Here is a 26,399-nt window from a genome sequence, read left to right as displayed (position 1 = left end):
GATCAAACTTAGTTTCCCTAAGCAATCATATAATGATCGTTGCTTCGGGCAACCAAATGGTCATGGCGCGGGGGTGGCCAAAGCCGACAAAGGCCCTGAACCCGCAGGTCAGGGCCTTGATCGTGTGTCAGGTGTGAGGCGTATCACCGGTAGTTGACGAACTGAAGGGCGATGTCCAGGTCCTTGCCCTTGAGCAGGGAGATCACCTCCTGGAGGTCGTCCTTCTTCTTGGAGCTGACCCGGAGTTCCTCACCCTGGATCTGCGCCTTCACGCCCTTCGGGCCCTCGTCCCGGATCAGCTTGGAGATCTTCTTGGCGTTCTCCTGGTCGATGCCCTCCTTGAGGGACACCATCAGGCGGTACTCCTTGCCGGACAGCTTCGGCTCGCCCGCGTCCAGGATCTTGAGGGACAGGTTGCGCTTGACGACCTTGTCCTTGAAGACGTCGAGCACGGCGTTGGCCCGCTCCTCGCTGTTCGCCTTGATCTCGATGTCCTTCTGCCCCGACCAGGAGATGCTCGCGCCGGTGCCCTTGAAGTCGAAGCGGTGCCCGACCTCCTTGACCGTCTGGTTCAGGGCGTTGTCGACCTCCTGCCGGTCGATCTTGCTCACCACGTCGAAACTGCTGTCGGCCATCGGTGTCCGTGTCCTCTCTCCGTTGCCCTTCGAGATTAGTGGGCGCCGATGTGATCAGAGGTCCTTCCTCATGACGACGCGGGGCGCCACCTCTATGCCGAGGGACCGTTCGTGCTCGACGAGCCCGGTGAGTTCCGGCCCCCACTCGTCAGGTCGTACGACGTGGAAGCCGCGCCGGGCGTACCAGGGGGCGTTCCACGGCACGTCCCGGAACGTCGTCAGCGTCACCGCGGCGGTACCGGCCCGAGTGGCCGCCGCGCAGACGGCGTCGAGGAGCCGGGTCCCGATCCCACGGTTGCCGTGATCGGGATGTACGGCGATCTGTTCGAGGTGGGTCAGCCCGTCGACCATCCCGACCAGGGCGAACCCCACCGGCGGCCGGCCCGCCACGATCACACGCCCGGGATCGTCGCACCCTTCGATCACCGTGGTGCCCGGCGGGAAGACGATGCCGAGCGGCACGAACATCCCGTCCGCCGCTGTCTCGATCTTCGCCAGGGCCGCGAGATCCGCCGGCTCAGCCTGTCTGATCACCGTCCCACTATGGCCGCCCGCCTGCCGCGCCCGCTCCCGGTTTTCCGGCGGATGATCATGCGAGGGGGCCGCGCCGGAACCCATGTCACGTGCACCCGGGAAGTCCGCTATTCTTCTACCTGTCGCCGCAGCGAGCGGAAGACAAGGCAGGTTGCCCGAGTGGCCAAAGGGAGCGGTCTGTAAAACCGTCGGCTCAGCCTACCCAGGTTCGAACCCTGGACCTGCCACCAGCAGAACAGCAGCTCAGAGGCCCTCCGGGGCCTCTTCTGCTTTCCGGGCCTATGCAGCCGTAGGCCGCCCTGAGCGGCCGTCTGTCGGGGGTTGCGCAATATACGCGCAATGATCTTGGCGGCGTCTCCGCAGGTCGCGCAGGCTGTTTCGCAGCAGTCATGCGCCAGGCTTACGCATGAGCCGATGGGGGCGCGATCAGCCCCTTCCTGGACAGGCTTGCAGGGCGGGAGAGTTCCCGCATCGGTAGTGTCGTGACCATGGCGCGACGGATCGACTTCTACGACGACCCCGACGCCCCCGCTCCGAACAGCCTCGTGCCGTCCGTCAACGTCGTCGTCACCAACGAGGCCGGCGACATCCTCATGATCCGCCAAAGTGACAACGGCAACTGGGCCGTCCCCGGCGGTGCGATCGACCTCGGTGAGTCCCTCCCGCAAGCCGCGGTACGGGAGTCTCTCGAAGAGACCGGAGTGCTGTGCGAGATCACGGGCCTGGTCGGCATCTATACCGATCCCAGGCACGTGATCCTCTACACCAGCAACGGCGAGGCTCGGCAGGAGTTCTCCATCGTGCTCACCGCCCGCGCCGTAGCCGGCAAGCCCACCCCGAGCAGCGAGTCGACAGAGGTTCGCTGGGTGCCCCGGGACCGGGTCCAGGTCCTGCCGATGGACCGCTCGATGGCTCTGCGTATCAGGCATCACCTGACCGGTAGGAACACGCCGCATATTGGCTGAGCAGCAGGGCTCCATGGCCTGGGTTGCGATGTCGCCGAGGGCGTTGCCTGCTGTCGGGGGACCAACGGAAGTCGGCTGTGCTTGGTGAGCCTTGGAGACCTGGTCACGCTTGTGCCGTGACCCGCCCTCTACCCTCGGTCGCCTCATGAAGCCACCCTCGCTGATGTTTATCCCACACGTTGTGTTTATCTCCGCAAGTTGTTTCACGCGTTGGAGAATGCCTCTCCCTGGCTTTACGCGCTAAATGAAGGTAGCTTTCCTGGATTTACGCGCTAGATGGCCGTCTCTCTGCGGCGTAAGAACGGTATTACTTTTCGTTGAGGTCTAGTCAGAGGCCCTTCCCTTATGGCACGATCGTCGCGAGAAAGGGGGTCGGGGAGAAGTCTCCGACAATCACGAGATCCGCCCGCTTGAGCGACTGTTCCGCCCCGGAGCAGCGGTGCCCGGCTCTCCGAATGCCGTTATGTCGACGGAGAGAACGGAGGGAAGTGCCATGCGTGGAGGACGGTGCAAGCGTCGCCCGGGTAAGTGTCGCCCGGGTTGTAGGTGCTACCGGGAAATGGACAAAATCTTTCTCCTTGATCCGAAGTGGCCGGATGAGCTCTGCCCGAGATGCGCGTCCTACGCGGTGCTTGAGGTCCACCGAATCGACACGGACGAGTACATCGACCGTGCCCTCGGCTGTGGGGCCTGCACTCGCTCCTGGAGAGTCCGGCGCTCACGGTAGATGTGGCAGCGTGCCTCCGTTCCATTACCAAGGAGCGGAGGCACGCCATAGCCGTTCACGCGGATCGCTGTTCTGCTGGTAGCGGGAGAGGCTGACAAAATCAGCCGAAGTTGGCGACCAGGTTTTGGCGGTCACGCTGCCAGGGCGTCGTCAATTCTCCGGTTGGCGATCTCCTGTTGGCCGTCGAGGCACTTCGCGTAGACCCGTAGGAGGACGTCAACGCTGTGCCCAGCCCGCTCAGCTACGTCGGGGGCCGGGACGCCCGCGTTGAGCCACAGGGAGACGGCCGCGTGCCGGAGGTCGTACGGCCGACGAACCAGGGGAGAGGCGACCTGGGGCGGTGTGAAGGCGAGCTTGCGGGCTTCCTGCCACACCTCCGTGTAGGCCGTCGACGCGACCACTCCACCGCGTTCACTCTGGAAGAGCCGCCCGTCCGCGCTCAGGCCGTACTCCTCAATGTGTTGCCGAATAATGTTGACCAGGGTCGGCGGGATGGGAACGGGCCGCACGTCGTCCCGGCCGCGATGCTTGAGCCCGCGTTCCTCATGTGCATCGCCGGTGTCCGTCCACTGAGTGTTGACTTCGGGCCGGGACACATCGACGAGAATGCGCCCCCATCCATGCTTCGGAAGGTGGCAGTCATCCTTGCGCAGGGCGACGGCCTCACCGGGGCGAAGGGCCGCGTAATACATGCAGGCGAACAGGGCCATGAGCCGCCGGCCACGTCCCCGCTTGCCGACATAGGTCACCGCGGTCAGCAGCTCCTGAGCCTGCCGGGGGTTGACCACGACCCGAGGGTCGACAGTCTCCGTCGTCTTGGGAGGCTTCCACTTGATCCGGTGCAGCGGATTTGCCGACAACTCTTCCAGCTCCACCGCGTACTCCAAGACCGCGTGCAGGACGGCCCGCTTACGCCTAACCGTGTTGGCGCTGGCCGCCTTGCCGTCGAGGCGAAGTGCGAGCGCGTCAAGCGCCAGCCGTACCGTCTTCGTTTCGCCGAGGTCGGTCAGGTCGAGCGAGGCCCCTTCCAACCACCGAATGGCCCGAGCCATGGCCGGGGGAGCGTCAGGCCGCTTGCCCTCCGGTAGGAGTGCGTACTTCCGCAGCGCTGTCCGCAGCGTCTCGGCGTCGGGACAGCCGGGGCGTTCCTTCACCAGCGCCGGAAGTGCCGTGGCGAGCGCGTCGGACATGCTGTCACGGCTTTTGGCTGCCGCGTGAGGCCACTTCATCTCGATGTAGGCCCGGACGAAGTCGAAGACGGTGCGGGCGCTCTTGGCCTGGAGCATCGACAGGGGAAGGCCCGTCTCCACGTCGAACGGCTCACCACGCTTGGCGGCCTGCCGAAGGTCGGACAGGAAATTCTCGGCGAGAGCCTTGGTCCTGAACGTCTTCGACTTCTGCCGACCGCCGACCTTCCAGCGGACGACGTACGACGGGGTCTTGCTCGACTCGTTCCGAGTGATCGCCCAGAACTTCACGTCATACGAGGTATTCACGCAGCCTCCCGGAGGCTCTCAAGCCATGCGGTGAACTCGCTGCGGTAGATGCGGATCTCGCCGTTGGGGAGCTTGAAGCCCTCGGGGGCCTTGCCGATCTCGCGCCAGCGGTAGAAGGTCCGGCGGGAGATGCCGCCGAGCGCGTCGAGGATTTCGGGGACTGTCATCAGCTTGTCGTCCTTCTTCATGCCGCCCTCCCTTCAGTTGCCGAAAGATCTTGGCCGTCTGCCTCGGCTTCGAGCCGGGCCAGGTGGTTACGCCAGCGCTGCCGTTCATGGACCGAGCGCAGGAGCCGTACGCCGATCGGGGCGAGGTCGGGATCTCCCGGCTTGACGGGCCGCCAGATGTAGCGGTGGGGGTCGACCGGCTCGTCATGCAGGCCGAGGGCTTCCAGGACCCAGGTACGCCGGTCCTGTTTGTGCTCCGTGAGGGTCTTGTTGGACCACTTGCGCGAGACGAGGACGCGGCGGCCTGCGTAGCCGAGGTGGTCGGGCTTGTGCGCCTTGCCCTTGCACCGGCCCGGGGCCATCCCTGGTTTGGCGCCCTTGGGCTGCACTCCGTACCGCAGCCAGTTCGGGCAGGTCGGCGAGCACGGCTCGAACCGCAGCGCCTCCAGCAGCCGTTCGGCGTGAACCTTCCGGCGCGGGTCGTCGGTGCCGAGCGCGTCGCCGAGGGACTTGGTGAGGTACTTGGACAGGTATTGGATGAGCTGGTCGGCGTCCGGTGTTCCGGCGAGCACGCTTTGTATGTCGAGCTGGTCGCCGAAGCGGAGCACGTGCAGGGGTTCGGCCTCGTCGTCCTGGTCGAGCCGGTCGAGGGCCTGTTCCCAGGTCGGCAGCAGTTCCCCGGTGTTGGGGTCGAGGTAGCCGGCCCCGTCCTCCCAGACCGGCAGGTGGTCACCCTCGAAACGGACGGTGTCCGTGGAGGGCCACCACACTTGGTGGTAGGTCGCGGTGATGATCTGCCGCAGCTCCGCACGGGGCAGCGTGCCGCGGATCGCCATGTGCAGATGCGGTGCGAGCCGCTTCTGAGGTTCGACGGTGGCGAAGTACTGCACGTCGTATCCGGCGACGCGGCGGAGGTTCTGCACGAAGCGGTCGACGAGCTTGGAGAAGTGCAGCGCGTCCCGCGCCGCCCGCGCGTAGTCGTAGGTGTCCGGGTCGAGGGGCGCACCCTCCAGCACCCGCCCGTAGGACGGGAGCGTGAGCGTGACGAACATCGACGGCCGGTAGACCTTGCCGTCCGAGCCGGTGAAGGTCCGCCCGAGCGTGGTCTTGGTCATCTGCCGCTTGGGCAGATCCGGCGCGTCCTGCCGCCGCTTGGTCGAGCGCGAGCGCTTTCCGGAGGTGCGGCCGAGGACGTTGCCGCGCATCCCGGCGGCGTTGATCTCCTCGTCCAGGTCCTCGATGGCGGCGTCCAGGTCGGTGGTGTCGCCGCCGGCTTTTTCGACCTCGTCCCGCCAGGCTTGGGCGTCGGCCCGCAGCTTCACGAGGTGACGCTGATAGTCGTCGGCGTTGTCCGGAAGGTTCGCGGGCTCGGCTTCCAGGTGCCAGCCCTCCCGGCACTGCGCCCGCCGAAGCTGCCGGTTCCGCTTGGCACACGGCGGGCACTTGCTCTCCAACGTGGCCCCGCACGGCACGTCGATGACCTCAACCTGACCGGTGAGGATGTCCTGCCGCCGCAGCGGCACTGGGCGGATGCACACCCCGTACTGCTTGGCGATCTCCTCGACCACGTCGCGCGCCAATGGTTGAGCCATCCGGACGGCGCGGGGTGTGGAGCGGTCGTGCGGGTTGGTCACCGGTCACCGTCCCACGCGGCGACGGGGTCGAGGAGGTCGGCCGGGCCGAGGCCGTCGACCATGACGGAGGCTTTCTCTCCGCACTCGTGGCACTCGACGATGCCGCGCACCGGGTCGAGCCAGAGCACATCGAGCGCGCCGCAGCCCGAGCAGCGCAGGCCGTCGAGGATGTGGGCAAGGCGCATCATCGGCCCTCCCCCGCGAACTCGGCGACCATCGCGGAGATGTCGGCGTCGGAGACGTACGCGGCCCGCACGCGCACCGGATCAGGACTGGTTTCGAGCCGGACGTAGCCGACGCCCGCACCCAGCTTGGGGACCGGTGAGATGTGGTCGGCCAGTGCGCCCCGGTCCCGTGCGCCGTCGCCGAGGACCATGTCCACCTGCTCCGACTCATCGAGCCGGAGGGCGATCTTGTCGGGGAACAGGTTGCGGATGTTCATGACCTCCTTACGCGGATCCTGCAAGGCCGCCATGACCCCGACACCGACCGCCCGCCCTTGCGTGGTCAGGGTGGCCAGGGCCGCCGTAATCCGCTGACGGAGGCCCTTGTCGGGCTGGTAGGCGGTCAGGAACGCCACCTCGTCCACGAGCACCAGAACGAACGGATCCGCCAAGGTCGGCGTGTGGGAACGCTGGAGGCCGGCGAACCGGTCGGCCCGCTCCTGCATCACCGAGACCGCCTCGTCGAGCAGGTCGGCGCACTCCTTCGGATCAGCGGCGTACCGACTGCCGAACAGTGCCCGGCCGAAGGACAGTTCCATCCGCTTGGGATCGAGCGCCCAGACCTGCACCAGCCCAGCCCGCATCGCCGGGAGGAGACCGCGGATTGTCGACCACAGGTAGGAGCCCTTACCGGCCCCGGTCGCGCCCGCGATGAGGACGTGTGTGCCGTGCACCTTGAGCCGCAGCGGCGTGCCGTCCTCGCATCGGCCGATCTCGACCGGCCCCACCGACGCCTCGTCAGGGATCGAAAGCGCGGGCAGGGGTTCGGCGAGGGGGTCACGCCGGGGGAAGGTGAGCACGAGCCGCCCGGCCCGAGCGACGGCCACCCGGCAGGAGGGTGCGCCGAAGCCGTGGGCCAGGTGCTCGATGCGGTCGGCCCAGTCGGTGACGGCTTGGCCGTTGAGCATCTTCACGCTGACGCGGTCGGCCCAGCCGTCGCACTCCACCCGGATCAGGCGGGGCAGGTAGTCGCGTCCCCGGATGTGCCGCCCGAGGCCGGAGACGACCATCACGGGTTGCCAGTGCCGCCGGTACACGGCCACCAGCCGCCACCAGGCCAGCAGGGGCCAGCCGACCAGGCGCAGGAACGAGGCCCGATCCAGCAGCAGCCACGACAGGCCCGCCGAGGGCAGGAATCCGGCCATGACCAGGGCCAGGCGCCAGCCGTACAGGGTCCAGATCACCCCGAGGCCGACCGGCACGGCCACCGCGACCGGATGCCGCACCACGAGGCGGACTAGGCCCGCGACGAGCCGCGACAGCCAGATAACCAGGGTGACGATGGCGGGGGTCTGCATGACGGCCGGGCGGAAGACCACGGCGGTGTCCGGTGTGGTGGAGACGAGGTTGCGTGCCTCGTCGCCGGGGAGTTTCTTGAACATTAGGCTTGGTGTCCTCTCAGGCATTGGCGTGTGTGAGAGATCCCGGGGGCCGCTGGAATGCCAGTTCCAGCGGCCCCGTCCTTGTCGTCAGGCCGCCGATTCGATGGCCTGGGCGTGTTCGGCGTGCATGCGCTCGCAGTCGGCCAGGTACCGCGCGGCGGCGTTGAAGATCTCCCGCGCGATGTCGAGGTCTTCGGCGGTGACCGGCCCGGCCCCGGTGGTCGAGACGGTTACGTCCGCCTCGTCGGACTCCAGGACCAGGTATGGCCTCCCGGACTCCAGCACCCGAGCCCGCGCCCGAGTGATCGAGGCGTAGAACGAGATGCCGATGCGGGGACGCTCGCCGGGGTCGATCGACATCGACAGGTGCGTGTACGGCCGCCCGGTCACGCCGCCACCTCCTTGCCGTTGCCGGCCGCCTTGGCGTGAGTGCGAGGAGCGCGCATCTCCCGAGCCCGGATGGAGTAGGCGAGCCGTCCGGACCCGTTGACGTAGGGGGTCACGGTCAGCCCGTCGAACTCGACCGGCGTGAACGGCAGGCCCGCAACCGGGGCCGGGGGCACCGGCTGCACCGGAGCGAGGATCTTGACGGCCACGGTCTTCTGCGCGGCCTTGAGCGACGGGTCGGCGTCCATCACGGGGATCTGCCAGACGAGTTCGCCCGTCTGCTTGTCCCGCGCCTGGACGAACCGGCCGTTGCTCGACGCCTCGAAGTCCTTGACCGGCTCGACCTCGCCCACGGCGTAGCAGCCGTACGGGAAGATCTGGCCGAAGCCGATCGGAATGGGTCCCTGTAGCGCCATGATTACCGCCCTCCCTTCTTGTCCGGCCAGCCACCTTGACTGACCAAGTTGCTTCTCCATTAAGCACTGAACCCACTTGGCTAGTCAAGCAGTCCAAGTGGGTTCAGGCGGGAAAGTTGGATTACCTAATCGGGTAGGCGTCCTCAAGCTCGTGACGATCGCCGGGAAGCACTGTCTCCACGACGGCCCAGGGCTTGCCGGTCGCGTCGCAGGCAACGGCATAGACGGCCAGTAACGCGGCCGAGGTCTTGACGCCGAGGAGGTCGCGCTCCTCCTGAGTGGGGTTGCGTGCGGTCACGTGCTCGACGATGTGGTCCAGCTCGACACCGGCCGCGGCTTCGACGTAGCGCCGTACGCCCTGCTTGAGGTCGTCGGCCTCTGTCAGCGGGCTACCTTCGGCCACATCGGCTGGCACCCAGGTGGAGGAGATCTCAGACGCTTCGTCGTCGCGGGTGACGAGGGTCTTGCGGAGGACGACCGGCGACTTGGGCGTGATGTCGAGGTAGGCCGCGATGCGGTTGGGGGCCGGCACCGGCCCGGCCGACAGCAGCGAGCTTCCGACCTGGATCTCTTTACGGTCGAGCAGCTCCCGGCCCGTGCGGACCTGCCGCCCGGAGGCGATGGCGGGACGGCCGCGTACGAATCGGCCCTTGCCCTGATGGGTGACGATCCACCCCTGATCTCGGAGCACGCCCAGCGCCTTGACCACCGTGGGCCGCGCCATGCCGAATTCGGCCATGAGTTGGTGTTCGCTCGGCAGCGGTGAGCCGGGCGGATATTCGCCTGATTCGATGCGCCGTTCAAGCTCGGCGATCAGTTGGGCGTACTTGGGAGGAGTGTATTCAAATGACATCAGAGCCCCGCATTCAACATGCCTGTCTAGCCATGCAGGCTAGCAGTGCAGGTGTGTCGCGCGAAGGCCCATTGCCGACAGGAGCCCGTAACCCAAGGGCAGCGAACTGCCGCTCCTAACGGACCTCACCCGTCAGCAGGTCGAACCAGGTCGCCCAGCCCTGCCGGACCGACCACCGGTGAGTCTCGGCGATCTCCGGTTCTTCGTCCTTCTGGACGGTACGGCGGATGTAGGCCAGCCCGCCGGACTGGCACAGTTCGTAGAACCTGGCCTGACAGTCACACGTCCAGGCCAGGACCAGGACCCGCTGCGCAGGTGTGGGCTTCCACCACTCCAGTTTGCGGAAGTATCCCCGGCGGATGGGGACGTGTGCGCTGTGCAGGCGGTCCGGCTCGTCGAGGTCGTTCACGAGGCATTCCCCGCCAGGTACGGCGGACGGGGGTACTGCTGGCGCAGTTGCCCGTACCGGTGAGCCACCCGGCGCGCGGCGGTGACGACGTCGGAGGCCGGGCCGAAGGCGTAGACGGGCCGCCCGCTGGTCGAGGTACGGCCCGAGCGCCAGCGGAACCAGCGGCCATCGGTCCACACGACCAGCTCGACCCAGACCGACACCAGCGCCAGTCCGTACCCCTCGTGGACGTCGGCGGCCACGCCGTACTGCTCCAGCTCCACACGCAGCCGCTCGGCACATTGGGCAGCGGTAACGGCCAGGGGGCGACGGCCCGCCACGAGCCGATCGGCGCTCATGACGCCACCGCCCTACGGCCCGAGCCCGAGCACTCGAAACACTCGACCGTGGACAGCTCCACGATCACGCCGTTAAGCCGGTACTCAGCATCCGCCGACGCCCGCCGAACGAGCCGCCAGCCCTTCCCCCGGCAGGCCCCGCACCTCTCCGTCTCCGTAACCATGGGGCAAGGGTCGTAATTGCAGGTCGCTCAACCCATCCCGCGCCGATATTCCGGCCGGGCATGCCGATATCCCTTGACGGGTTAACCCCAACCCGGAAGCTTGGAAATACAGGCAGTCAAGCAGACGCAAGGGGAAGCGCCTTATGCCCGCAGAAGCGGCGGAACCGGTCATGATCCCGCCCGACCTCTGGCAGCGCCCTGAAATGCTCGACGCCCTGAAGAAACGGAACATCGGGCAGGTTTTCCGGCTTATCAGGCAATACGCGGGCGTGAGTCAGACTCGCATCGGCATTGCCGTGAACCTCAGCCAGGGCAAGGTCAGCGAGATCATGCGCGGAAGCGCGCAGGTCACAGCGCTTGACGTGTTCGAGCGGATCGCCGAAGGGCTGCGCATGCCCGACCCAGCCCGGCTCGCTCTCGGACTCGCCCCCCACTCGTCCGGCCGTACCCAGATCATCGAGACCGCCTCATCCCGTCGCGCTATCCCTTCTCGGGATGGGATGCCAGCGAGTCAGCTCCTTAGCGTCGAAGGCGTGGTGATCGGCCCGCGTCCGACCGACGACCTATGGGATGTCGACCTTCTGACGCTGGCCTGGGTAGTGGGAAGGCTGGACTCTCGGATGGACCGACGAACGATGCTGCTCCTCGCGGCCGGCATGACCGCCGAAACCGCGGCCTCCATCGCGGACCCCTGGGAACGCCTTTCCCGTGCGCTGAAGGGACCGCAGATGCTCGACGACGACACCATCGAACGACTCGAAGCGCGCACCATCGGCTTCCACCGGCTCGAATACGTCATGCCCGCCCGAACCATCTACCAAGGGCTCACGACGCACATCAACGAGCTGAGCACCCTGCTCCAAAGCGGCCCGCCCGAGCGCTATCGGCGCCGCCTGGCGGCAACAGCCGGCGAAGCCGCAACGCTGGCATCCTGGATCGCCTGGGACCTCAAGCAGCCCGCGCAGTCGGCCTCATTCGAGCGCGTCGCCGCCCTGGCCGCCGAGGAGAGTGGGCACCGCGTCATCCAGGCATGCACGTACGCCTACCGGTCGTACGCTGTCAGCGGCCCCGAGGCTGTCGAGCACATCCGACACGCCCAGCAGTTCCTCCCGGCCGAAGGCGACGACGCGACCCGCGCATGGTTGCTTGCCCGCGAAGCCGAAGAACTGGCCGGACTCGGCGACGGCCAGGCCGTCGAACTGTTGCAGCGAGCGGAGGAAGCCCACACCCGAGCCCGGCCCCACCGCGAGCGCGCATGGACCCGCTTTCTCGACGCCGGACGCATGGCCGCCTTCCAGCTCTCGACCTATGTACGGCTCGGCGACGAGCAGCACGTGACAGAGGCCGGCCAAGCCGCCCTTGCCGCTCTCGGCCAGGACGAGGACCAAAAGCGCGTGTCGGTTGTCTACGCCGACATCGCACAGGCACAGCTCCAGATCGGCGACGTGACCGAGGGAGTCGCCTACGCCCGCCGCGCCCTCGAAGCAGCCCAGCGCACCGAATCCACCTGGGGCGTGCAACACCTCGCCAAGGTGGAGAAGGCGCTCGCAGCCCGGCCCGACCATGCCGCCCGTGAACTACTCGGCGACATCCGCGCTACTCGTCGCGCTCTGGGGCCGTCTCCCGCCTGATCCACTCCAGGTAATCCGGCGTCCCCTGCACGATCGGCACCGCGATGATCTCGGGCACCTCGTACGAGTGCAGCTCACGCACGCAGGCCGCAAGGTCCTCGAAGCGATCAGCGGTCGTTTTCATGAGCAACAGCCACTCCTCAGCCTGCTGAACCTCACCGGCCCACCAGTAAGTAGAGGAGATGGGCGCAACTACCTGAGCACAGGCCGCCAGACGCCGAGCCACGACGGCCGACGCGATCCGGTCAGCCTCATCCCTGTCAGTAGCAGTGACACGAGCCTCGACGTGGTGCGACATCCGGTCTCCTTGCGATCAAACCCGATGGCTGGACGGAGCTCTAGCTATTGCACCCCGTCACCAAGCCGTGGTTCAGTACTAAGCTCATCGAAGGCTTACGGTACTGCCTGCAGCCTTGCAGTATGGGCTGGATCGGCTATAGAGGACGGAACGGGCATGGGAAAGTCGCTGCTAGAGGCACTGCCAAATATCGTTGCCGCTGGAAAGCAGCAAGCAGCCCGGATTCTCGAGAACCTAGAGGGTCGAAGTAAAGTCACCCTACAGGCGCGCGAGCTAGTGATTCCGTCCAAAGACACTTCGAGGATGGATCTATTTCGCCTTGATCGCGATACCACCTTGGGGGATTCGCCCAACAGGCTTATCTACGGGGACAACTTGCTCGCTATGGCGGCACTATTGGCCGGCGACGAAAGTACTCCATCCATGAGGGGTAAGATCGACTTAATATACATCGACCCACCTTTCGATTCCAAGGCAGACTACCGTTCTAAAATCACTCTGCCCGGCGCAACGCTGGAGCAGAAGCCCACGGTCATCGAACAATTTGCATATTCGGATACTTGGTCGGACGGCACTGCCTCTTACCTCGCAATGATTACTCCCCGATTGATCCTGATGCGAGAGCTGCTTTCCGATCGGGGCTCAATATTCGTCCACCTGGACTGGCACGTAGGGCACTACGTAAAGCTCGTACTCGATGAGATCTTCGGGAAAGATAATTTCACGAACGAGATTACCTGGTGGTACTACAACAAGATGCAAGGGAATATCAAAACCTTCCCGCGCAATCATGATGTAATTCTTTATTATCGCAAGAGCGATAATTTTATCTTCAATCCACAGAAGGAGCTACGCGATAAGCCGGTCCGTCAAATTAAGCGGGTTTGGTCGAGCGAAAAGGGCTCCATAGTAAACGCAAAGGATGAAAACGGAAACATCATCTATATAGACTCGACTCACCGTACGGTCGATGATGTCTGGCGCATATCGATGCTGCAGCCGGCCGACAAGACCCAGAATCTGCGCTTCGCGACGCAGAAGCCGGAAGCCATCTTGGAACGTATCATCTTGGCTGCCTCTGACGAGGACTCGATCGTAGCTGATTTCTTTGTCGGATCTGGGACCACCGTTTCTGTGGCCGAGCGGCTAGGGCGGTCTTGGATCGCTTCGGACATGGGCAAGCCCGCAACGATGATCACACGGAAGCGACTCATTGATCAGGACGCCAAGCCATTTGTTTATCAGGCGATTGGCGACTATCAAGTGGAACAGGCGCGCTCAACTCTGGGACGAAGGTTCCGAGTCGGCGACCTGGCACAAGTGGTCTTGAGTCTTTTTGGCGCGATCCCACTTCCTCAGGAGGAGAACCTTAACGGCAGTCTGGGACGTGTTCCAGGAACGAAGACACTGGTTTACGCCGATAGTCCATCCAAGCTGACCACTGCTTCGACCTTGAGGCGAGCGCAAGGTTACAGAGATTCAACTATGGGAGGATTCGACAAGGTAATCGTATTGGGCTGGAACTTCTCCGCTAGCATAGGGCAGGAGATTTCCGCACTCAACGACGATCGCCTCGAAGTGCTGGTGATTCCACCTGATCTTCTCGACCGACTGAAGAAGAGGGGAAGTCTGGAGAAGCTCGCAGGCGACCTTCGCTTCTCGAGCTTGCAGTATCTGCAAGCTCGAGTGACGGAGCGTAAGGCTTCTCCCGACGGGGAGGAATTGCGTGTTTCCCTAGAGAACTACGTCCTTCTATCTCCAGAGGCGATCAATATCGATGAGAAAAACCGCAAGGCGCTGCAAGGGGTAATAAACACTGAACCGCTGTCGCTTATTGAATATTGGGCTGTAGACCCGGACTATGATGGTGAGGTTGTCCGCTCCGTCTGGCAGGACTATAGAGGGAATACCGATAATGATGGTGATCCTCTTCGCGTGGTGACGAACGCTCGTCTCACGCTGCCCATGAAGGAAGGAACGCGGAAGGTATGCGTGCGGGCAGTTGACGTGTTCGGATTCGAATCAGAGGTCATCATCGATGGTGTGGAGCTGACCGGATGAGCGGCAACGGTGTTTCTTTTCCCCTGGCCACCGGCCTCGCTCAGCGACTCAACGAGCAACTCGCCGAACTCGTAGGTGGCAGTTCTCCTGAATTGCTAGATCATGTGACTCCTACTACCGCGGAACTCCTGCGGTACTGGTTCGGCCCCGACTATTGCTCCTTGAGATGGCTCAATTTCCACGAGGGTCAGCGCGCGGCAATTCTGCATGTGATCTATGCACATGAAGTCCTGCGCACCAAAAATCTCTACGAGCTGTACAAGGCCGTAGCACCTGATGCCCTGCTCGAAGACGGCGTCTTAGGCGAGGTAACGCGCAGTCGCCACCAGCATCCTAAGTACGCCGCAAAAATGGCGACAGGGACCGGCAAGACCTGGGTTCTTAATGCTCTTCTGGTGTGGCAGTATTTGAACCATGTAGCTGCGCCTGAAGACGATCGGTTCACCAGCAACTTTCTAATCGTTACGCCCGGTCTCATCGTCTACGATCGTCTGCTTGACTCTTTCCTCGGCAAAGAGCGCGAAGGAGAGCGGCACTTCGAGACAAGCGATATCTACCAGAATCGCGACCTTTTCATCCCGGATAATCACCGAGAGCAAGTTTTCGGGTTCCTCAAATCTTCTGTCGTCACAAAAGTCGAGATTGGTCGCAAGGTTACCGGCGGCGGAATGATAGCCATTACAAACTGGCACCTGCTTGCTGGCGTGGAAGATCCATTGTTTGTGTCGGACGTGGATGCACCCGGAGTAGAAGTAGATGCACAAGCGGCTATCGAAAGCTTTTTCCCGATTACCCCTGGAACCACAAGCGGCAACTCCCTAGAGGCGCTTGACCGGGCTTACGTACGAGGCGGCCCGCTCGACAGTCTCAAGGACTTGTCGCGTCTTCTCGTCTTCAATGATGAGGCCCATCACATTCATGAGGTGCGCAAAGGGGGTGAGGTCACTGAGGTTGAGTGGCAAAAGAGTTTGGCGGAGATCGCCTCTACCAAGGGTCATCGATTCATCCAAATAGACTTTTCTGCAACTCCTTACAATGAGGTCGGTTCCGGGAGGAATAAGGGAAAAAAGTACTTCCCTCATATCGTAGTCGACTTCGATCTAAATCTGGCCATGAGTCTTGGCCTTGTTAAGGCTTTGGCTCTGGATAAGCGTAAGGAAGTGGCCTCTCTGCCCCTGGACTTCCGCGCGGAACGGGATGAGCAGGGAAAGGCAAGTGGGCTCTCAAGCGGACAGCGCACGATGTTGCGCGCAGGCTTGAAGAAGCTTTCTATCCTGGAAGAGAAGTTCGCGGCCACTGATCCGGACAAGCACCCCAAGCTTCTGGTTGTCTGTGAGGACACCAGCGTCACCGGCCATGTCGTTGAGTTCCTTAAGCAGACTGGTCTGAGCGAGGACGACATTCTCAGCGTGGACTCTAACCGTAAGGGGGAGATGTCCAAGAAGGAATGGGAGGCGGCACGTGAACGGCTCTTCGATATCGATAGGCACAAGCAGCCAAAAGTAATCGTAAGCGTTCTTATGCTGCGAGAAGGGTTTGATGTCAATAACATTTGCGTCATAGTGCCGCTTCGCTCTAGCCAGGCTCAGATCCTACTAGAGCAGACGATTGGTCGGGGCTTGCGCCTCATGTGGCGCGGTGACGAACGCATCGAAGAGCTTAAGCGAGAAACCCGAGAGCGGTTTAAGAAGAGGCTGGAGCCCACTAACTACTTCGATGTCCTCTTCATTGTCGAACACCCAGCGTTCACCGACTTCTACGATGAGCTCCTAGCCGGCGGCTTGGCTGGCGAGGTGGGTGACGAGGGGGACCGGACGGATCCGACTGGTGACCTCGAAAGCGTAGATCTTCGGGAGGATTTTTCCTCATACGACTTCAATATCCCTATCGTAATTCGAGAGGCCGAAGAGGAGCTGCAGACGCCCTTCCTTGATCCGATGCAGCTGCCGCGTAGTAAGTACCAACTCGGTTGGCTGCTTGAGCAGATCGGCAAGGGCGATCGATTTGTGTCTCAGGATGCTCAAACGGGAACTCAGTATGGCGATTACCGCGTCGACAGCGGTGTACTGACCGCTACAGGATACAACGACTATCTGTCCAGAATGACGGTGCGAATCTCTGAAGCACTCGGTAGCAACCTGACCAGGAGCGCGAAGAAGTACAGCGAGATCTCTAAGTATCCCGTCTTCCAGATACACCGCCCTCTTCTGGCGGCATGGCTGGATACTTACATTCGGCAGCGGCTTTTTGGTCAGTATTACGATCCGCTGGCCGACGAGAATTGGCGGATCCTGCTTCTCGACGATATCGCTATGGAAATCGCTGGAGCCTTTGCCACCCGCCTAGTCGAAGATGCTCAGGAGAACCTTCAGCTTGAAGGCGCCGAAGTCATCTACAGGCGTATGTCCGAAGTTAAGACCATCAGCGTTCGGTCTTCCAGTGCGGTTACGGTGACTAAGTCAATCTATCCGAAGTTGCCTGTGCCGACTCGTAACGGCGGCCTGGAGCGGCTGTTTATGGAGTGGGCGGATCAGGACACACAGATTCGAGCTTTCGTGAAGATTCACGAGTATCGACATGACTTCATGCGTCGCCCATACTTGAAGGCAGATGGAATGCCTGCGCAGTACTCACCAGATTTTCTTGTGCGGACGGACTCCGACGTATACGTTGTTGAAACGAAAGCACAGAGTGCGTTGAGCGATGAGAACGTACAGCGGAAGCAGCGTGCTGCCCTCACCTGGGTGGATCAGATCAACGACCTTTCGGAAAGCCAGCGGTTTGATCTCACCTGGCACTACGTCCTACTCGGTGAGACCGCTCTTCGGGCCTGGCACAAGAACAATGCACGGCTTACCGAGTTACTTGACTTCGCGCGGCTGCGGAGGGGTAATGCGGAGGACCAGGAGCGATTGATCTAGCCGAACCCGGACGCTCTCCCCGCTCCTGAGTAGCGGGGAGAGCGCCACCGGCAGTCATACCACAACACGGTTTCGGCTGCTATCCCAGACTGAAGGCCGCCGGTCGTGGGTCTGCATCCTGCTCTGCTGAATTGCTCTTATAAGGATCAAGGCGGCGGCGCTGCGCGCCGCCGCACTGCGGCCCTTCGCCCGCCCGCCGTCCGGGCGTGCGGCCCGGGGGCCGGTCCCGGCCGGCGGCAGCTCGGGCCGCGGCTCCAGGAAAAAGGCGACCGACCGGGCTACCGCTGGCGCCCGACTCTGGCGGCCCGTACGGTCGAGTACATGGACTTACCGATCACCGGTGTCTCTGACTGGCGCACGTTCGAGGACCATGCACGCCGATACTTCTCCGCGCTGTGGGGAGTGGAGCTGGCGGAGCGCTCTGTGAACGTAGGCGGGAAGGTCCCTTGGAAGTTCGATCTCGTCTCGCCTGACCAGCGCATCGTCGGAGACGCGAAGTGGCTCAAGAACATCAAGGTTCCGGCCGCGAAGTGGCAGGCAATCGCTGAATGCATATGGCTCTTGCAGAAGGTGCAGGCCGATCGCGTGTTCATGGTATTCGGGCAAGACGCGCTGGTGGGCGAGCGGTACTTACGCCGTGTCCGCCCGCTCACCGCTCCTGTCGAGTTCTACTTTCTCGACGGTTCCGGCCACAGACCTCTCTGACGAGGTCAAGTCGTGTGCCTCCGGCGGGGGCGCTCCGGCTCCGGGATGCCCCGCCCAGTTGGAGAGCGCGGGTTTCAGGTGGCTGAGGTAGGAGCCCGCGCATCCCTCCTGCCATCGACCCGGGCAAGCCCAGCAGACCAGCTCCTACAGCTCAAGCCCGTCTGTCACCCTTGGCGTCCGATGGCCGAGGAACGGCGACCGGCTGACGTACACGCGAAGACGGGCTTGCCCCTCCGTCGCCGGCCTGCTGCTGCTCCGCAGCGGGTCGACGGCATACGGGATGCGCGGATGGGGGAGGGGCGTGCGAGGCCGCACCTCCCCCAGGCCGCCGACAGCACGGCTCGACGGTGCCCTAATAACGAGCAGGACGTAACCCCTGCGAGGCTGCAGGAGGCCCAGTCTTCCGCCTAAGCTGTGCTACGGAGGTCAGATGCCTCACCACGCGATCAGCGGAAACCGTTGGATCGCTGTGAATAGGCATCCCATCAGTGCGAAGAGCACAACCAGGACCGCCAGGCGGACGGTACGGCCCCAGCTTGCCAGAGCCAGCCGTACCGTCCGCACTACCTCGATGGCGACTGCAGACCATGTCACTGTCATCACCTCCCCTCCACATACAGCGAAACGGCTGTAACTAGCCCAATAAAAGCGAAAGGGCGCCGAGTTTGCGCGCCCGATTTCGGGCAGCACAAAACTCAACACCCTAAAGTCGAATACCCATAAAAATGGGATCGACAAGGTCAGCGAAGACGTCACGCGGGGCGCATGCCTCGGGGTCTTAACGCTGGTTTGAGCGTAACCGATCCTGGCCGGTGATGGAAGGGGCTCTGCCGGGCTCGGCATCGGGGTCTTTCCCTTGAGTCTCCGTATGGCGCGCCGTGCAATATGCGTGCAATGATCTTGCCGAGAAGGGCCGGGCGAGAAGCTTCCGGCGCAGGTCAAGAGCGTCGAGCAACCGAGAATGGTCACGCGCTGTAAAACCGTCGGCTCAGCCTACCCAGGTTCGAACCCTGGACCTGCCACCAGCAGAACAGCAGCTCAGAGGCCCTCCGGGGCCTCTTCTGTTTCTCCGGCCTGTGCAGCCAGGCGCCGCCCTGAGCCCCCCGTCTGTCGCCGGTCCATCGATATGCGTGCAATGATCTCGAGGGTGTTTCCACAGGTCGTGAAGCGCTTTCGACCAATGGTCGCTCTGCCTTCGAGGTCGCTACCGTGGTGACGTCGACCGCCCCACCGGGCATGCTGATCACGTGATGGATGCTGCCGCAGCGTGTGTGGTTCGAACTGCCCGTCCAGATGATCTGGTGGCGGTCCTGCAGGTGTACGCCGCGGAACGGGACAACGATGCTGACTCTTCCCGCGAGGTTTCGGACCCGCACTATCTCGCTGATGCCCGGGGATGCCGTTACGGGTTCTCTTTGTCCGGCGCCAGAACCTGGAGGGCGGCGTCGGCCGCGTGCAGGACGCTGACCCATGCGGGGTGGTCGAGGTAGGCATCGTCTGGGGCGATGGGGCCAAGGTCATCGAGAACGCGAAGGAGGGCATCAACCACGAGTTGCACGCGGTCGGCTTCTCGCTCGTTTTGGAAGAGTTGGGGGATCAGCGATCGTGCGCCGGCTTGGTCGATGGAAGTGTCGTCGATCAGCCAGTGAACGGCGGCAGTGAGGTCTGGCCACCCGTGTCCTGCTCGCCAGTGTTGCTCCTGATAGTCGCGGTCGCCGAGGGCTTGTAACGCGTTCAGGACGTCTGCACGTCGCTCTGGCCACTGGACCCGCCGTGCCGTTGAGGCGTGTTCGTGCACGACCCCACGCTACTGAGAGCCGGTACCTGGTAGGAGAGCCTGGCGAAAGCTGAAGGTGCCGCTGGCAGATGAAATCAGGGCTTGTCGGCGGACCGGCTGCGGCCTCGGGCGACGGGCGGACGATGACCCGGAGCCGAGGCACCCGCCGGAGGTATCTCGGCCAGGCGCGGACGGCTCTCTATTCTGTACAGGCCCGGCCAATCAGGTGTATGTCTGCCGGATGCACGATGCCTTGAACAAGCTCATTGCTCTGGTTCCGCCTCCTGCCGAGCCCATTCATGGGGAGACGGCGTGGGAAGCGGTGTTCGCTGAGCTCGGCACTTCTCTCCCTGCCGATTTCGTTGCACTCGTCGACCGTTACGGGAGCTGCTACTTCGGGGAGTGGCTGTCGGTGGCTGATCCGCGTAGCGCTGCGGGTGGCGAGTCCTTCGCGGACGCTGCTCGGTACGTTGGGGATCAATACCGGGAGTTTCGTAAGGAGTGGCCGTCCTGGTACCCGCTCGCGGCCTGGCCGGAGCCAGGTGGCTTTCTCAAATGGGGAAGCACCGACAACAGTGATTTGATCGGTTGGCTGACCGAGGGCGAACCGGAAGCTTGGCCAGTGATTATCTGGCCCCGGCATCACGATCAGGGTCCCGCTATCAGATTGACCGCGACCGAGTTCCTGCTGGAGTGGTTCTCGGGGAACACGTTCGGCCGACCGGAGCTTCCTGACTTGGACGAAGTGACTTGTGAGGCATGGGGGTAGGCTGCGGCCCGAGCTGCCGGCGGCCGGGAGCGGCCCACAGCCGCATACCCGGCCGCCGAGCGGGCTCAGGGGCGGGAGGCGGCGGCTCGTCTCCCCGACTGCCTGACGATCCTGACGGCGCTCTCAGTCACCGGGCGACGGGCTGTTGCAGTGCGGACGACGACGCCGAGAAATAGGTCGGCATCCGTGAAATTGTCAGGGCCACCGCATAGCCTCGCATCGACTCCGATGCCGACAGCCGTAGGGGTGGCCATGGACAGCGAGGTTCTCTTCGAGACGGTGGCGCCCGTGATCCCTGTCCTCGATCTGGCTGCTGCACTCGAGCGTTACCGTCAGCTGGGGTTTTCGGTGCGGAAAGCCGAAGAGGACCCCAGGTATGGGTTCGTCGCGCGGGGGTCGATTTCGCTCCATCTGACCGAGTGGAATGAGCACGATCCTGCCCGCACCGCCGCGGCCGTCTACATCTATGTCTCAGACGCCGATGCCGTGTACGCCGAATGGGCCGCGGCGGACGTCGCCGGCCGCCTCGGCGCACCTCACGACACTCCGTACGGACTCCGGGAGTTCGCCTACATCGACCCTGACGGAACACTGCATCGCGTCGGCTCGCCCATGCCCTGATCCGATCACGTGCGTGGAGCCCGCGCCGCGGCAAGCTCCTCGAGCTGCCGGACGACATGCTCTATCGGAGCGCTGGCGTCGATCTCCATGGTCGCGGTAGCCCGCAGCAGCGGCTCGACGACGCGCAGGTTCTCCAGGATCGCGTCTCGTTCCTCCGGCCGCTTGCCGTACGGATTGTTGGTCCGCTCTCCAGCCAGGCCAGCAGCGCGGTCGACTTACCGGTCCCCGACATTCCGGTGATCGATATCTTGGCCGGCTTCACATCGGCGTCTACAGAGCCGTGGAGGCGGTGGTCTCCGGCACGAAGGCGATGCCGTCGAAGTGCTCGGCGAGCACGGTCGACGTGTAGCTGAGCTTGTAGGTGAACCGCCTCGCCACCGCGCCGTAGCTCCGCATGTACAGGGAATCGCCGAGCCACTGCGCCACAGCCTCGGGCCGTGGCCCGCACCGCAGATCGACCACATACTCGCCCGGGGAGGCGGCGGCCAGGTGGCCCTCCACGATCGTGGGTTTGTGGACGAGTGGAACGCGGAAGGTGACCGGAGGCTTGGACGGATTCACCTTTCCGAACCGTGGCCGCCGGGCCCGGAACCGGCCTTCTCCGAACAGCACGCCGAGTGCGTAGTACGCCTCGCCGTGGCGCTCTGCGAGGTGCCGGCCCATGGCGGGCACCGACCCGCCGCTGTGACTGCCCTTCATGATGTGGCCGTTGTGCGCCCAGAGGGCGATCCTGGCGTTCGGGTCGGCCAGGAGCAGGCCGAGGTTGTCGGCGAGATAGCGGTCGCGGGCGACGCTCACGGTCTCGGCGGGGTCCGAATGCCGGAACGGCCGGCTCGCGAGGTCCGCGCTCTGCCGCACGATCCGCGCGTGCGCCAGCGCCTCATCCCGTCCGAGGCCGGCGGTCCGGCCGGTCAGTAAGTCCTCCACACGGCGGGCGTCGGCTTCGATCCGCCGGTCCAGCGCTGGGCCGATGCCCAGGCGCTTGCCGGCGAGGGGAGCGAGGGGGTCGAGCAGGTCCGGCGCGTCATCGCCGAGGTAGGTACGCAGGGCCTCCAGCGAGGCCGCCGGATACTGCGGGTCGATCCCCACGAACCGGACCTTCTCCACAGCGGTGCGGTTGTGGTCGCGCAGCCACTGGACGACCGCCAGCATCTCCTCGGTGTGCAACGTCCAGAAGCCCAGACCGGCGAGCGCCTCGACCGGATCACCGGAGCCGCCCCGCACGTAGTCGTCCACGGCCCGGGACGCCGACGCGCTGGCCTCCACCGCGAGTGTCGTGAAGCCCAGCTCCTCGACCAGGAACTCCAGCAGTCGGTGCCTGAGCAGGAAGAACTCTTGGCTGCCATGGGTGGCCTCACCGACTCCCACCACCCGCACCCCGTCCAGTGCGGCGCGGAACGGCGCGAGGTCGGCGGTCCCGGCACCTGGTTTCAGGCCGTTCAGCGGTATCGCTCGCGACTCGAGCCACTCCGCCACTCCGTTCTCCATGAAGATCCCCCGCGGTCGGTCGGATGACGGTCACAGACCCGTGACGGTGCTGCGGCGTTCGAGGAGGACGACGTCGCGCCAGCGGTCGTGGTGCCGGCCGATGTGGTGGCGAATGCCGACGACGCGGAAGCCGGCCTTCTCGTGCAGGCGCAGGCTGGCGGTGTTCTCGGGGAAGACGCCCGACTGAATGGTCCATACGCCCTCGGCCTCGGTGGACCGGATCAGGGCGTTCAGCAGCGCCAACCCGACTCCCCGGCCGGAGTGGGCGGGATCGACGTAGACGGAGTGCTCGACCACCCCGGCGTACACGCAGCGGCCGGAGACGGCGCTGACGGCGACCCAGCCGATCACCCGCCCGGTGGTGGTGTCCACGGCGACGTGCCGGTGGCGGGGCAGCTTCGCGGCGTCGAACGCCTGCCAGGTGGGGGCGGTGATCTCGAAGCTGGCGTCACCGCTGTCGAGCCCCGCTTGGTAGATGGCGAGGACCTGCGCGGCGTCGGCCTCCCGCATGTCCCGGATGTCATAGCCGGCGAACCCGGCGCGGTCGGTCACTTGCTGCCCCTCCTGGACGGCTTCCGGCTGAGGGAGTGGTCGCCGAGCCGGTCGGGACGCCACATCCACAGCACCACCGCCACGAAGGCGACGGCGACCACCACGAAGAAGAGAACGTACGGGAAGGAGCGGCCTCCTTCCGCCGGCTCTTCGAGGGTCGCCGGTTCCACCACCGGAGCGATCCTGTCGATGAGGGCCTTCGCGGCCGCCTTGAGGTCGCCTGGGGGAGCGTGCCCGAGATCCGCCGCCCGGGTGACCTGGAGCAGGTCCTGCCGGATCCGGTCGCCCGCCGCGCTGTTGACGAGCACGACCAGCCTGCGCCGCGGAAGCGGCAGGTCCCGCGGATCAGGACGCCGGTAGCCCTCGTACGCGCTCACGCTCTCCGGAACGATCGCGGCGTCGGCGGAGTGCTCCGCGAGCCGGCGCGAGATCTCCTGGGCAGACTCGGGGCGCAACTGGACGCCCCAATCACGCAGCGCATTCAGCTGTTCCGCGCCGAGGGTGTCGCGGATGAGAACCTCCTCGCCCTTCTCGGGATGGTCGAGGAACCTCTCGGGCTTGATGTCGTCGTTGACGAGCAGGACGTCGGGGTCGGTCACCCGCAGGTCCGCCAGTTCGCTGAGGCCCAAGGCCTGGAGTTCTCCCCGCACGTCCCTGCCCGAGTACCGACCGCCGCTGACCGCCCGGAGGACGTCGAGGTCGTAGGCGATCGTCACGGTCGGCACGTCGGCGCGCGGCGTGACCGTCGCGGGATCGATCGTCTCGATGGCCGGGGCGTAGCCGTCGCGGCCGAGCATCTCGGCGAAGGCCTCGGCGGCGTACTGCTGCTCCGCGGGCGCCTGCACGACCACCGGCAGAGGGGAGAACTGCTCCGGGGAGGATTCGCCCGCGTCGCCCAGAGTGAGGAAGACGGTCACGACGGACACCACGACGAGCACGGCCGTTCCCGCCAGGGTCACCGTCAGACGCGCTCGCCGGTCCAGAGCCCGCCAGGTCCACCGGCGCTCGGGCGGCGGCTCGCCCAGGAGAGAGGTGAGCATCCGCCGGACGGGCTCGGGCGTGGTGGGTGAGCAGACGAGGGCGTCGGCGATGTCCTGGGTGGACTGCCTGCCCATCTCCTCGGGCGGAAAGGCCGCGTCCACAAGCCGTGCGTAGAGGCGGCTCGCGTCACTACGGGAGTCGATGACGCCGCGGAAGCAGTTGCGCTGGAGCAGGACCCGCTGGATGTGCTGCCGCGTCGTGGGGTTCGTGCCCGTGCGAGCCAGTTCCTCGACCGCGGCGCGGACGTCCGGGGCATAGCTGAGCGCGTCGGCCAGCGCCTCGATGAAGGCCTGCCCCGCGCCGTTCCGGTGCGCCACCGTGGTGTCCGCGGGACCCATGGGCGGGGCCGAAGGAGGGTCAGGCGAGGGTTCGATCTCGGGCACCGCGCTGCCGGACAGTTCGACCAGTTGGAGCACCCTGGGCCGGTCCTTCTCGAGGGACAGCGGCTCGGTGTCGCGGGCGAGCCTTGCGACCATCGTCGCCACGGGGACGTCGGACCGTGTGTAGAACTGGTAGCAGAGTTTCGAGGCCGTCTGGTCGCGGAGACTCTCGGCCGCGTGCCCCCACACCACCGTCTGCCCTCCCTCGGGGGCGTACCGCGCGAACGACAGCTTGATGGTGTGCTCGGTCGTGCTGCTGGTCCAGGTGGCCGCGGTGAACCTGGTCCGCGTCCCGTACGGCAGCAGCGCCGCGACGGTGTCGACGAACCGCAGCCGGTCGATCATGGGCACGGCGTCGGCGCCCACCACGCACACCGGCCGGCCGTTCAGCAGCAGCGCCGCCGCCGAGAGCGCGTCCGGCCCGGGAGACACCGCCTCCGGGGCGTACGGGGGCACGTCGACGGTCAGCGGGGGCCGCGGCTCCAGCGGCAACGCGGCGAAGGCGGTGTAAAGCGCCGTGTACGACACGGGCCGATCGACGAGCTGCTCGTACGGCACGTAGAACCAGCGGGTGTAGGCGATCCTGCGGTTGGCGAAGTCGTGGTGACCGGACCACTCCCGGATCGCCAGGACCACATAATGGGATATCTCCCCGTTCTCGCTGATCTTCGCGGTCCCGATCGTCACCTGTGGCAGGTCGACGGCGGTGCCCGCGGTGTAACGGTCCCTGAGCTTCTCGAACACCTCGTGATCGAGTCGTCCGTCGCTCCAGTTCAGTAGACCGTATTCGTCATAGCTGCCGGGCCGCTTGCCTTCCAGCGCCCACTCGAATCCGATCACCGGGAGCCGCCGGCGGCGAGGCGCTGCCCTAGCCACAGCATGGGCTCGACGACGTTGATGGGATGGACCTGTCCCCGGATGCGCAGGTCCTTGCCCGCCTCGGGCAGCAGGTTCTGGTAGTCGTGCCAGTCGAACGTCTTGGTCTGCGGCCGTACGTAGAAGCCGATCGACGAGGTGACGAAGAACTCGACGCGAGTGCGGTCGAAGAACTGGTCCAGGGCGTTGACGACCATGTCCGCGTTGCCGCTCGCGGACACCTCGCACAGCGCCCGGAACAGGTCCCGGGCGTCCTCGCTGCTCACCCGGGGAAATCCGTACTCGTCGTCCGGCGCGGGGTCGAGCAGGTTGAGTTTCTCCGCGGTCTCGAGCACGCGGGGGTCGTCGAACTTGGTGATGCAGACGGCGACGTGATGGGGAAGCTTCCCGTCCCGGAGCTCGCCGGTCTCCAGCATCTTCTCGGCCAGGCGGGTGAGCGGCGGGTGCAGGTGGTTGAAGGCGTCGCCGAGCTCGAACTCCCGGATGGGGTCGAAGAGGAAGACCAGGCCCCGGCTCTTCACCAGGTTGTCCATCAGGCGGCGTCGCGGGTCCTCGGCACTTCCGGAGCCGGTCCCCGTACGGAGGGGAGCCGCGCTGAACAGACCCCCGGGCGCGTCGACCATGCTGATGCCGATCTTCAGTGGCGGGGCGGGCCGGAGCCTGTGCCACCACCGGCGCTTGTGCCGCCCGGTCGGCCCGACCAGCGTCCAGCGGTAGTGCTCCAGGCTCTGGCTCGCCTCGGGGAAGACCTTCCCGCTCGACAGCGCGTTCGTTCTCTCGATGAGGTAGTCGGACGAGGCGGCGTCGGAGCCGATGATCTTCCAGTCGTCGTTCCGCCGCATCAGCGCGATGTTCAGGGCGGCCAGAAGCGTGGTCTTGCCACTGCCCGGGGCGCCCCACATGGCGATGTCGTGTGCCGGTGGTCCCGGCGCCGGATCGGACTGCATG

The 26,399-nt window shown here is 64.9% G+C and carries 25 protein-coding genes and 1 tRNA gene; 8 read left to right on the top strand and 18 right to left on the bottom strand.

Annotation, left to right across the window (positions count from 1 at the left end):
• Nucleotides 1–143: 143 nt before the first annotated feature.
• Together ACWEQG_RS12535 and ACWEQG_RS12530 are read right to left on the bottom strand one after the other, a co-directional pair.
• Nucleotides 144–635 (bottom strand): YajQ family cyclic di-GMP-binding protein, encoded by a 492-nt coding sequence (locus tag ACWEQG_RS12535; protein ID WP_346224900.1) that lies wholly within the window; start codon nucleotides 633–635, stop codon nucleotides 144–146.
• A 54-nt stretch (nucleotides 636–689) separates the two neighbouring features.
• Nucleotides 690–1,169 carry a GNAT family N-acetyltransferase gene (locus ACWEQG_RS12530; protein ID WP_452284180.1) on the bottom strand — a complete coding sequence of 160 codons (480 nt, stop codon included), beginning with the start codon at nucleotides 1,167–1,169 and terminating at the stop codon, nucleotides 690–692.
• A 145-nt stretch (nucleotides 1,170–1,314) separates the two neighbouring features.
• Here ACWEQG_RS12530 and ACWEQG_RS12525 point away from each other — a divergent pair.
• Nucleotides 1,315–1,399, top strand: a tRNA-Tyr gene (locus tag ACWEQG_RS12525).
• A 258-nt stretch (nucleotides 1,400–1,657) separates the two neighbouring features.
• On the top strand, nucleotides 1,658–2,134 hold the full coding sequence (locus ACWEQG_RS12520) for an NUDIX hydrolase (RefSeq protein WP_452284178.1): 477 nt from the start codon (nucleotides 1,658–1,660) through the stop codon (nucleotides 2,132–2,134).
• 858 nt (nucleotides 2,135–2,992) lie between these two features.
• On the opposite strand, the gene ACWEQG_RS12515 is transcribed toward ACWEQG_RS12520, so the two are convergent.
• The 10 genes from ACWEQG_RS12515 to ACWEQG_RS12470 all read right to left on the bottom strand — a co-directional run bounded on the left by ACWEQG_RS12515 (nucleotide 2,993) and on the right by ACWEQG_RS12470 (nucleotide 10,167).
• The gene (locus tag ACWEQG_RS12515) at nucleotides 2,993–4,357 is read right to left on the bottom strand and encodes a tyrosine-type recombinase/integrase (RefSeq protein ID WP_452284176.1); all 1,365 of its coding nucleotides are present in this window, start codon (nucleotides 4,355–4,357) and stop codon (nucleotides 2,993–2,995) included.
• Complete coding sequence (locus ACWEQG_RS12510) at nucleotides 4,354–4,545, bottom strand: helix-turn-helix transcriptional regulator (protein WP_452284174.1); 192 nt, start codon at nucleotides 4,543–4,545, stop codon at nucleotides 4,354–4,356. Before ACWEQG_RS12510 ends, ACWEQG_RS12515 begins: the two co-directional genes overlap by 4 nt.
• Nucleotides 4,542–6,158 (bottom strand): replication initiator, encoded by a 1,617-nt coding sequence (locus ACWEQG_RS12505; protein WP_452284172.1) that lies wholly within the window; start codon nucleotides 6,156–6,158, stop codon nucleotides 4,542–4,544. The genes ACWEQG_RS12510 and ACWEQG_RS12505 overlap by 4 nt, the downstream gene beginning before the upstream one ends.
• Nucleotides 6,155–6,346 carry a hypothetical protein gene (locus ACWEQG_RS12500; protein WP_452284170.1) on the bottom strand — a complete coding sequence of 64 codons (192 nt, stop codon included), beginning with the start codon at nucleotides 6,344–6,346 and terminating at the stop codon, nucleotides 6,155–6,157. Before ACWEQG_RS12500 ends, ACWEQG_RS12505 begins: the two co-directional genes overlap by 4 nt.
• Nucleotides 6,343–7,764: an FtsK/SpoIIIE domain-containing protein gene (locus ACWEQG_RS12495; RefSeq protein ID WP_452284168.1), complete on the bottom strand. Its 1,422-nt coding sequence runs from the start codon at nucleotides 7,762–7,764 to the stop codon at nucleotides 6,343–6,345. The genes ACWEQG_RS12500 and ACWEQG_RS12495 overlap by 4 nt, the downstream gene beginning before the upstream one ends.
• 87 nt (nucleotides 7,765–7,851) lie before the next feature.
• A complete protein-coding gene (locus ACWEQG_RS12490; protein WP_452284166.1) occupies nucleotides 7,852–8,154 on the bottom strand; it encodes a hypothetical protein in 303 nt (100 codons plus the stop codon).
• On the bottom strand, nucleotides 8,151–8,567 hold the full coding sequence (locus tag ACWEQG_RS12485; protein ID WP_452284164.1) for a plasmid replication, integration and excision activator: 417 nt from the start codon (nucleotides 8,565–8,567) through the stop codon (nucleotides 8,151–8,153). The genes ACWEQG_RS12490 and ACWEQG_RS12485 overlap by 4 nt, the downstream gene beginning before the upstream one ends.
• Before the next feature lie 121 nt (nucleotides 8,568–8,688).
• Nucleotides 8,689–9,420, bottom strand: coding sequence for a UTRA domain-containing protein (locus ACWEQG_RS12480; RefSeq protein WP_432869250.1), 732 nt, complete (start codon nucleotides 9,418–9,420; stop codon nucleotides 8,689–8,691).
• A 115-nt stretch (nucleotides 9,421–9,535) separates the two neighbouring features.
• Nucleotides 9,536–9,829 (bottom strand): hypothetical protein, encoded by a 294-nt coding sequence (locus ACWEQG_RS12475; protein WP_142651341.1) that lies wholly within the window; start codon nucleotides 9,827–9,829, stop codon nucleotides 9,536–9,538.
• The gene (locus ACWEQG_RS12470) at nucleotides 9,826–10,167 is read right to left on the bottom strand and encodes a hypothetical protein (protein ID WP_452284162.1); all 342 of its coding nucleotides are present in this window, start codon (nucleotides 10,165–10,167) and stop codon (nucleotides 9,826–9,828) included. Before ACWEQG_RS12470 ends, ACWEQG_RS12475 begins: the two co-directional genes overlap by 4 nt.
• Before the next feature lie 334 nt (nucleotides 10,168–10,501).
• Here ACWEQG_RS12470 and ACWEQG_RS12465 point away from each other — a divergent pair, with 334 nt between their 5' ends.
• Entirely contained in the window at nucleotides 10,502–11,962 is a 1,461-nt protein-coding gene (locus tag ACWEQG_RS12465) for a helix-turn-helix domain-containing protein (RefSeq protein ID WP_452284160.1), read from the top strand.
• Here ACWEQG_RS12465 and cutA read toward each other — a convergent pair.
• On the bottom strand, nucleotides 11,928–12,260 hold the full coding sequence (cutA, locus tag ACWEQG_RS12460; protein WP_452284158.1) for a divalent-cation tolerance protein CutA: 333 nt from the start codon (nucleotides 12,258–12,260) through the stop codon (nucleotides 11,928–11,930). The two genes, ACWEQG_RS12465 and cutA, sit on opposite strands and share 35 nt — an antisense overlap.
• A 156-nt stretch (nucleotides 12,261–12,416) precedes the next feature.
• On the opposite strand from cutA, the gene ACWEQG_RS12455 reads away from it, so the two are divergent.
• The 3 genes from ACWEQG_RS12455 to ACWEQG_RS12445 all read left to right on the top strand — a co-directional run bounded on the left by ACWEQG_RS12455 (nucleotide 12,417) and on the right by ACWEQG_RS12445 (nucleotide 17,947).
• Nucleotides 12,417–14,321 (top strand): DNA methyltransferase, encoded by a 1,905-nt coding sequence (locus ACWEQG_RS12455; RefSeq protein WP_452284157.1) that lies wholly within the window; start codon nucleotides 12,417–12,419, stop codon nucleotides 14,319–14,321.
• On the top strand, nucleotides 14,318–17,242 hold the full coding sequence (locus ACWEQG_RS12450) for a DEAD/DEAH box helicase family protein (RefSeq protein ID WP_452284155.1): 2,925 nt from the start codon (nucleotides 14,318–14,320) through the stop codon (nucleotides 17,240–17,242). The genes ACWEQG_RS12455 and ACWEQG_RS12450 overlap by 4 nt, the downstream gene beginning before the upstream one ends.
• Before the next feature lie 321 nt (nucleotides 17,243–17,563).
• The gene (locus ACWEQG_RS12445) at nucleotides 17,564–17,947 is read left to right on the top strand and encodes a hypothetical protein (protein WP_452284153.1); all 384 of its coding nucleotides are present in this window, start codon (nucleotides 17,564–17,566) and stop codon (nucleotides 17,945–17,947) included.
• Between the two features lie 1,402 nt (nucleotides 17,948–19,349).
• On the opposite strand, the gene ACWEQG_RS12440 is transcribed toward ACWEQG_RS12445, so the two are convergent.
• Complete coding sequence (locus ACWEQG_RS12440) at nucleotides 19,350–19,745, bottom strand: SCO4402 family protein (protein WP_452284151.1); 396 nt, start codon at nucleotides 19,743–19,745, stop codon at nucleotides 19,350–19,352.
• A gap of 220 nt (nucleotides 19,746–19,965) precedes the next feature.
• Here ACWEQG_RS12440 and ACWEQG_RS12435 point away from each other — a divergent pair, with 220 nt between their 5' ends.
• Together ACWEQG_RS12435 and ACWEQG_RS12430 are read left to right on the top strand one after the other, a co-directional pair.
• A complete protein-coding gene (locus tag ACWEQG_RS12435; RefSeq protein ID WP_452284149.1) occupies nucleotides 19,966–20,493 on the top strand; it encodes an SMI1/KNR4 family protein in 528 nt (175 codons plus the stop codon).
• 252 nt (nucleotides 20,494–20,745) lie between these two features.
• Nucleotides 20,746–21,114 (top strand): bleomycin resistance protein, encoded by a 369-nt coding sequence (locus ACWEQG_RS12430; protein WP_452284147.1) that lies wholly within the window; start codon nucleotides 20,746–20,748, stop codon nucleotides 21,112–21,114.
• Between the two features lie 270 nt (nucleotides 21,115–21,384).
• Here the strand turns inward: ACWEQG_RS12430 and ACWEQG_RS12425 are convergent, their stop codons facing one another.
• From ACWEQG_RS12425 to ACWEQG_RS12410, 4 genes are read right to left on the bottom strand one after another with little or no spacing between them, the layout of a single operon-like run.
• Nucleotides 21,385–22,590 carry an erythromycin esterase family protein gene (locus ACWEQG_RS12425; RefSeq protein WP_452284145.1) on the bottom strand — a complete coding sequence of 402 codons (1,206 nt, stop codon included), beginning with the start codon at nucleotides 22,588–22,590 and terminating at the stop codon, nucleotides 21,385–21,387.
• Between the two features lie 42 nt (nucleotides 22,591–22,632).
• Nucleotides 22,633–23,154 (bottom strand): GNAT family N-acetyltransferase, encoded by a 522-nt coding sequence (locus tag ACWEQG_RS12420; protein ID WP_363464490.1) that lies wholly within the window; start codon nucleotides 23,152–23,154, stop codon nucleotides 22,633–22,635.
• Nucleotides 23,151–25,415, bottom strand: a complete 2,265-nt coding sequence (locus ACWEQG_RS12415) for a hypothetical protein (protein ID WP_452284143.1) — start codon at nucleotides 25,413–25,415, stop codon at nucleotides 23,151–23,153. The genes ACWEQG_RS12420 and ACWEQG_RS12415 overlap by 4 nt, the downstream gene beginning before the upstream one ends.
• On the bottom strand, nucleotides 25,412–26,398 hold the full coding sequence (locus ACWEQG_RS12410) for a hypothetical protein (RefSeq protein ID WP_452284141.1): 987 nt from the start codon (nucleotides 26,396–26,398) through the stop codon (nucleotides 25,412–25,414). The genes ACWEQG_RS12415 and ACWEQG_RS12410 overlap by 4 nt, the downstream gene beginning before the upstream one ends.
• Nucleotide 26,399: the final 1 nt, after the last annotated feature.

This window comes from Microbispora sp. NPDC004025 (assembly GCF_053604425.1).
This window is presented reverse-complemented; position numbering and strand designations above follow the sequence as displayed.

Coding starts and splice junctions, on each gene's coding strand:
- ACWEQG_RS12445 (WP_452284153.1), top strand. CDS start 17,564: ATGGACTTACCGATCACCGGTGTCTCTGACTGGCGCACGTTCGAGGAC.
- ACWEQG_RS12410 (WP_452284141.1), bottom strand. CDS start 26,398: ATGCAGTCCGATCCGGCGCCGGGACCACCGGCACACGACATCGCCATG.
- cutA (WP_452284158.1), bottom strand. CDS start 12,260: ATGTCGCACCACGTCGAGGCTCGTGTCACTGCTACTGACAGGGATGAG.
- ACWEQG_RS12435 (WP_452284149.1), top strand. CDS start 19,966: ATGCACGATGCCTTGAACAAGCTCATTGCTCTGGTTCCGCCTCCTGCC.
- ACWEQG_RS12470 (WP_452284162.1), bottom strand. CDS start 10,167: ATGAGCGCCGATCGGCTCGTGGCGGGCCGTCGCCCCCTGGCCGTTACC.
- ACWEQG_RS12450 (WP_452284155.1), top strand. CDS start 14,318: ATGAGCGGCAACGGTGTTTCTTTTCCCCTGGCCACCGGCCTCGCTCAG.
- ACWEQG_RS12520 (WP_452284178.1), top strand. CDS start 1,658: ATGGCGCGACGGATCGACTTCTACGACGACCCCGACGCCCCCGCTCCG.
- ACWEQG_RS12485 (WP_452284164.1), bottom strand. CDS start 8,567: ATGGCGCTACAGGGACCCATTCCGATCGGCTTCGGCCAGATCTTCCCG.
- ACWEQG_RS12455 (WP_452284157.1), top strand. CDS start 12,417: ATGGGAAAGTCGCTGCTAGAGGCACTGCCAAATATCGTTGCCGCTGGA.
- ACWEQG_RS12430 (WP_452284147.1), top strand. CDS start 20,746: ATGGACAGCGAGGTTCTCTTCGAGACGGTGGCGCCCGTGATCCCTGTC.
- ACWEQG_RS12500 (WP_452284170.1), bottom strand. CDS start 6,346: ATGATGCGCCTTGCCCACATCCTCGACGGCCTGCGCTGCTCGGGCTGC.
- ACWEQG_RS12495 (WP_452284168.1), bottom strand. CDS start 7,764: ATGTTCAAGAAACTCCCCGGCGACGAGGCACGCAACCTCGTCTCCACC.
- ACWEQG_RS12480 (WP_432869250.1), bottom strand. CDS start 9,420: ATGTCATTTGAATACACTCCTCCCAAGTACGCCCAACTGATCGCCGAG.
- ACWEQG_RS12510 (WP_452284174.1), bottom strand. CDS start 4,545: ATGAAGAAGGACGACAAGCTGATGACAGTCCCCGAAATCCTCGACGCG.
- ACWEQG_RS12465 (WP_452284160.1), top strand. CDS start 10,502: ATGATCCCGCCCGACCTCTGGCAGCGCCCTGAAATGCTCGACGCCCTG.
- ACWEQG_RS12535 (WP_346224900.1), bottom strand. CDS start 635: ATGGCCGACAGCAGTTTCGACGTGGTGAGCAAGATCGACCGGCAGGAG.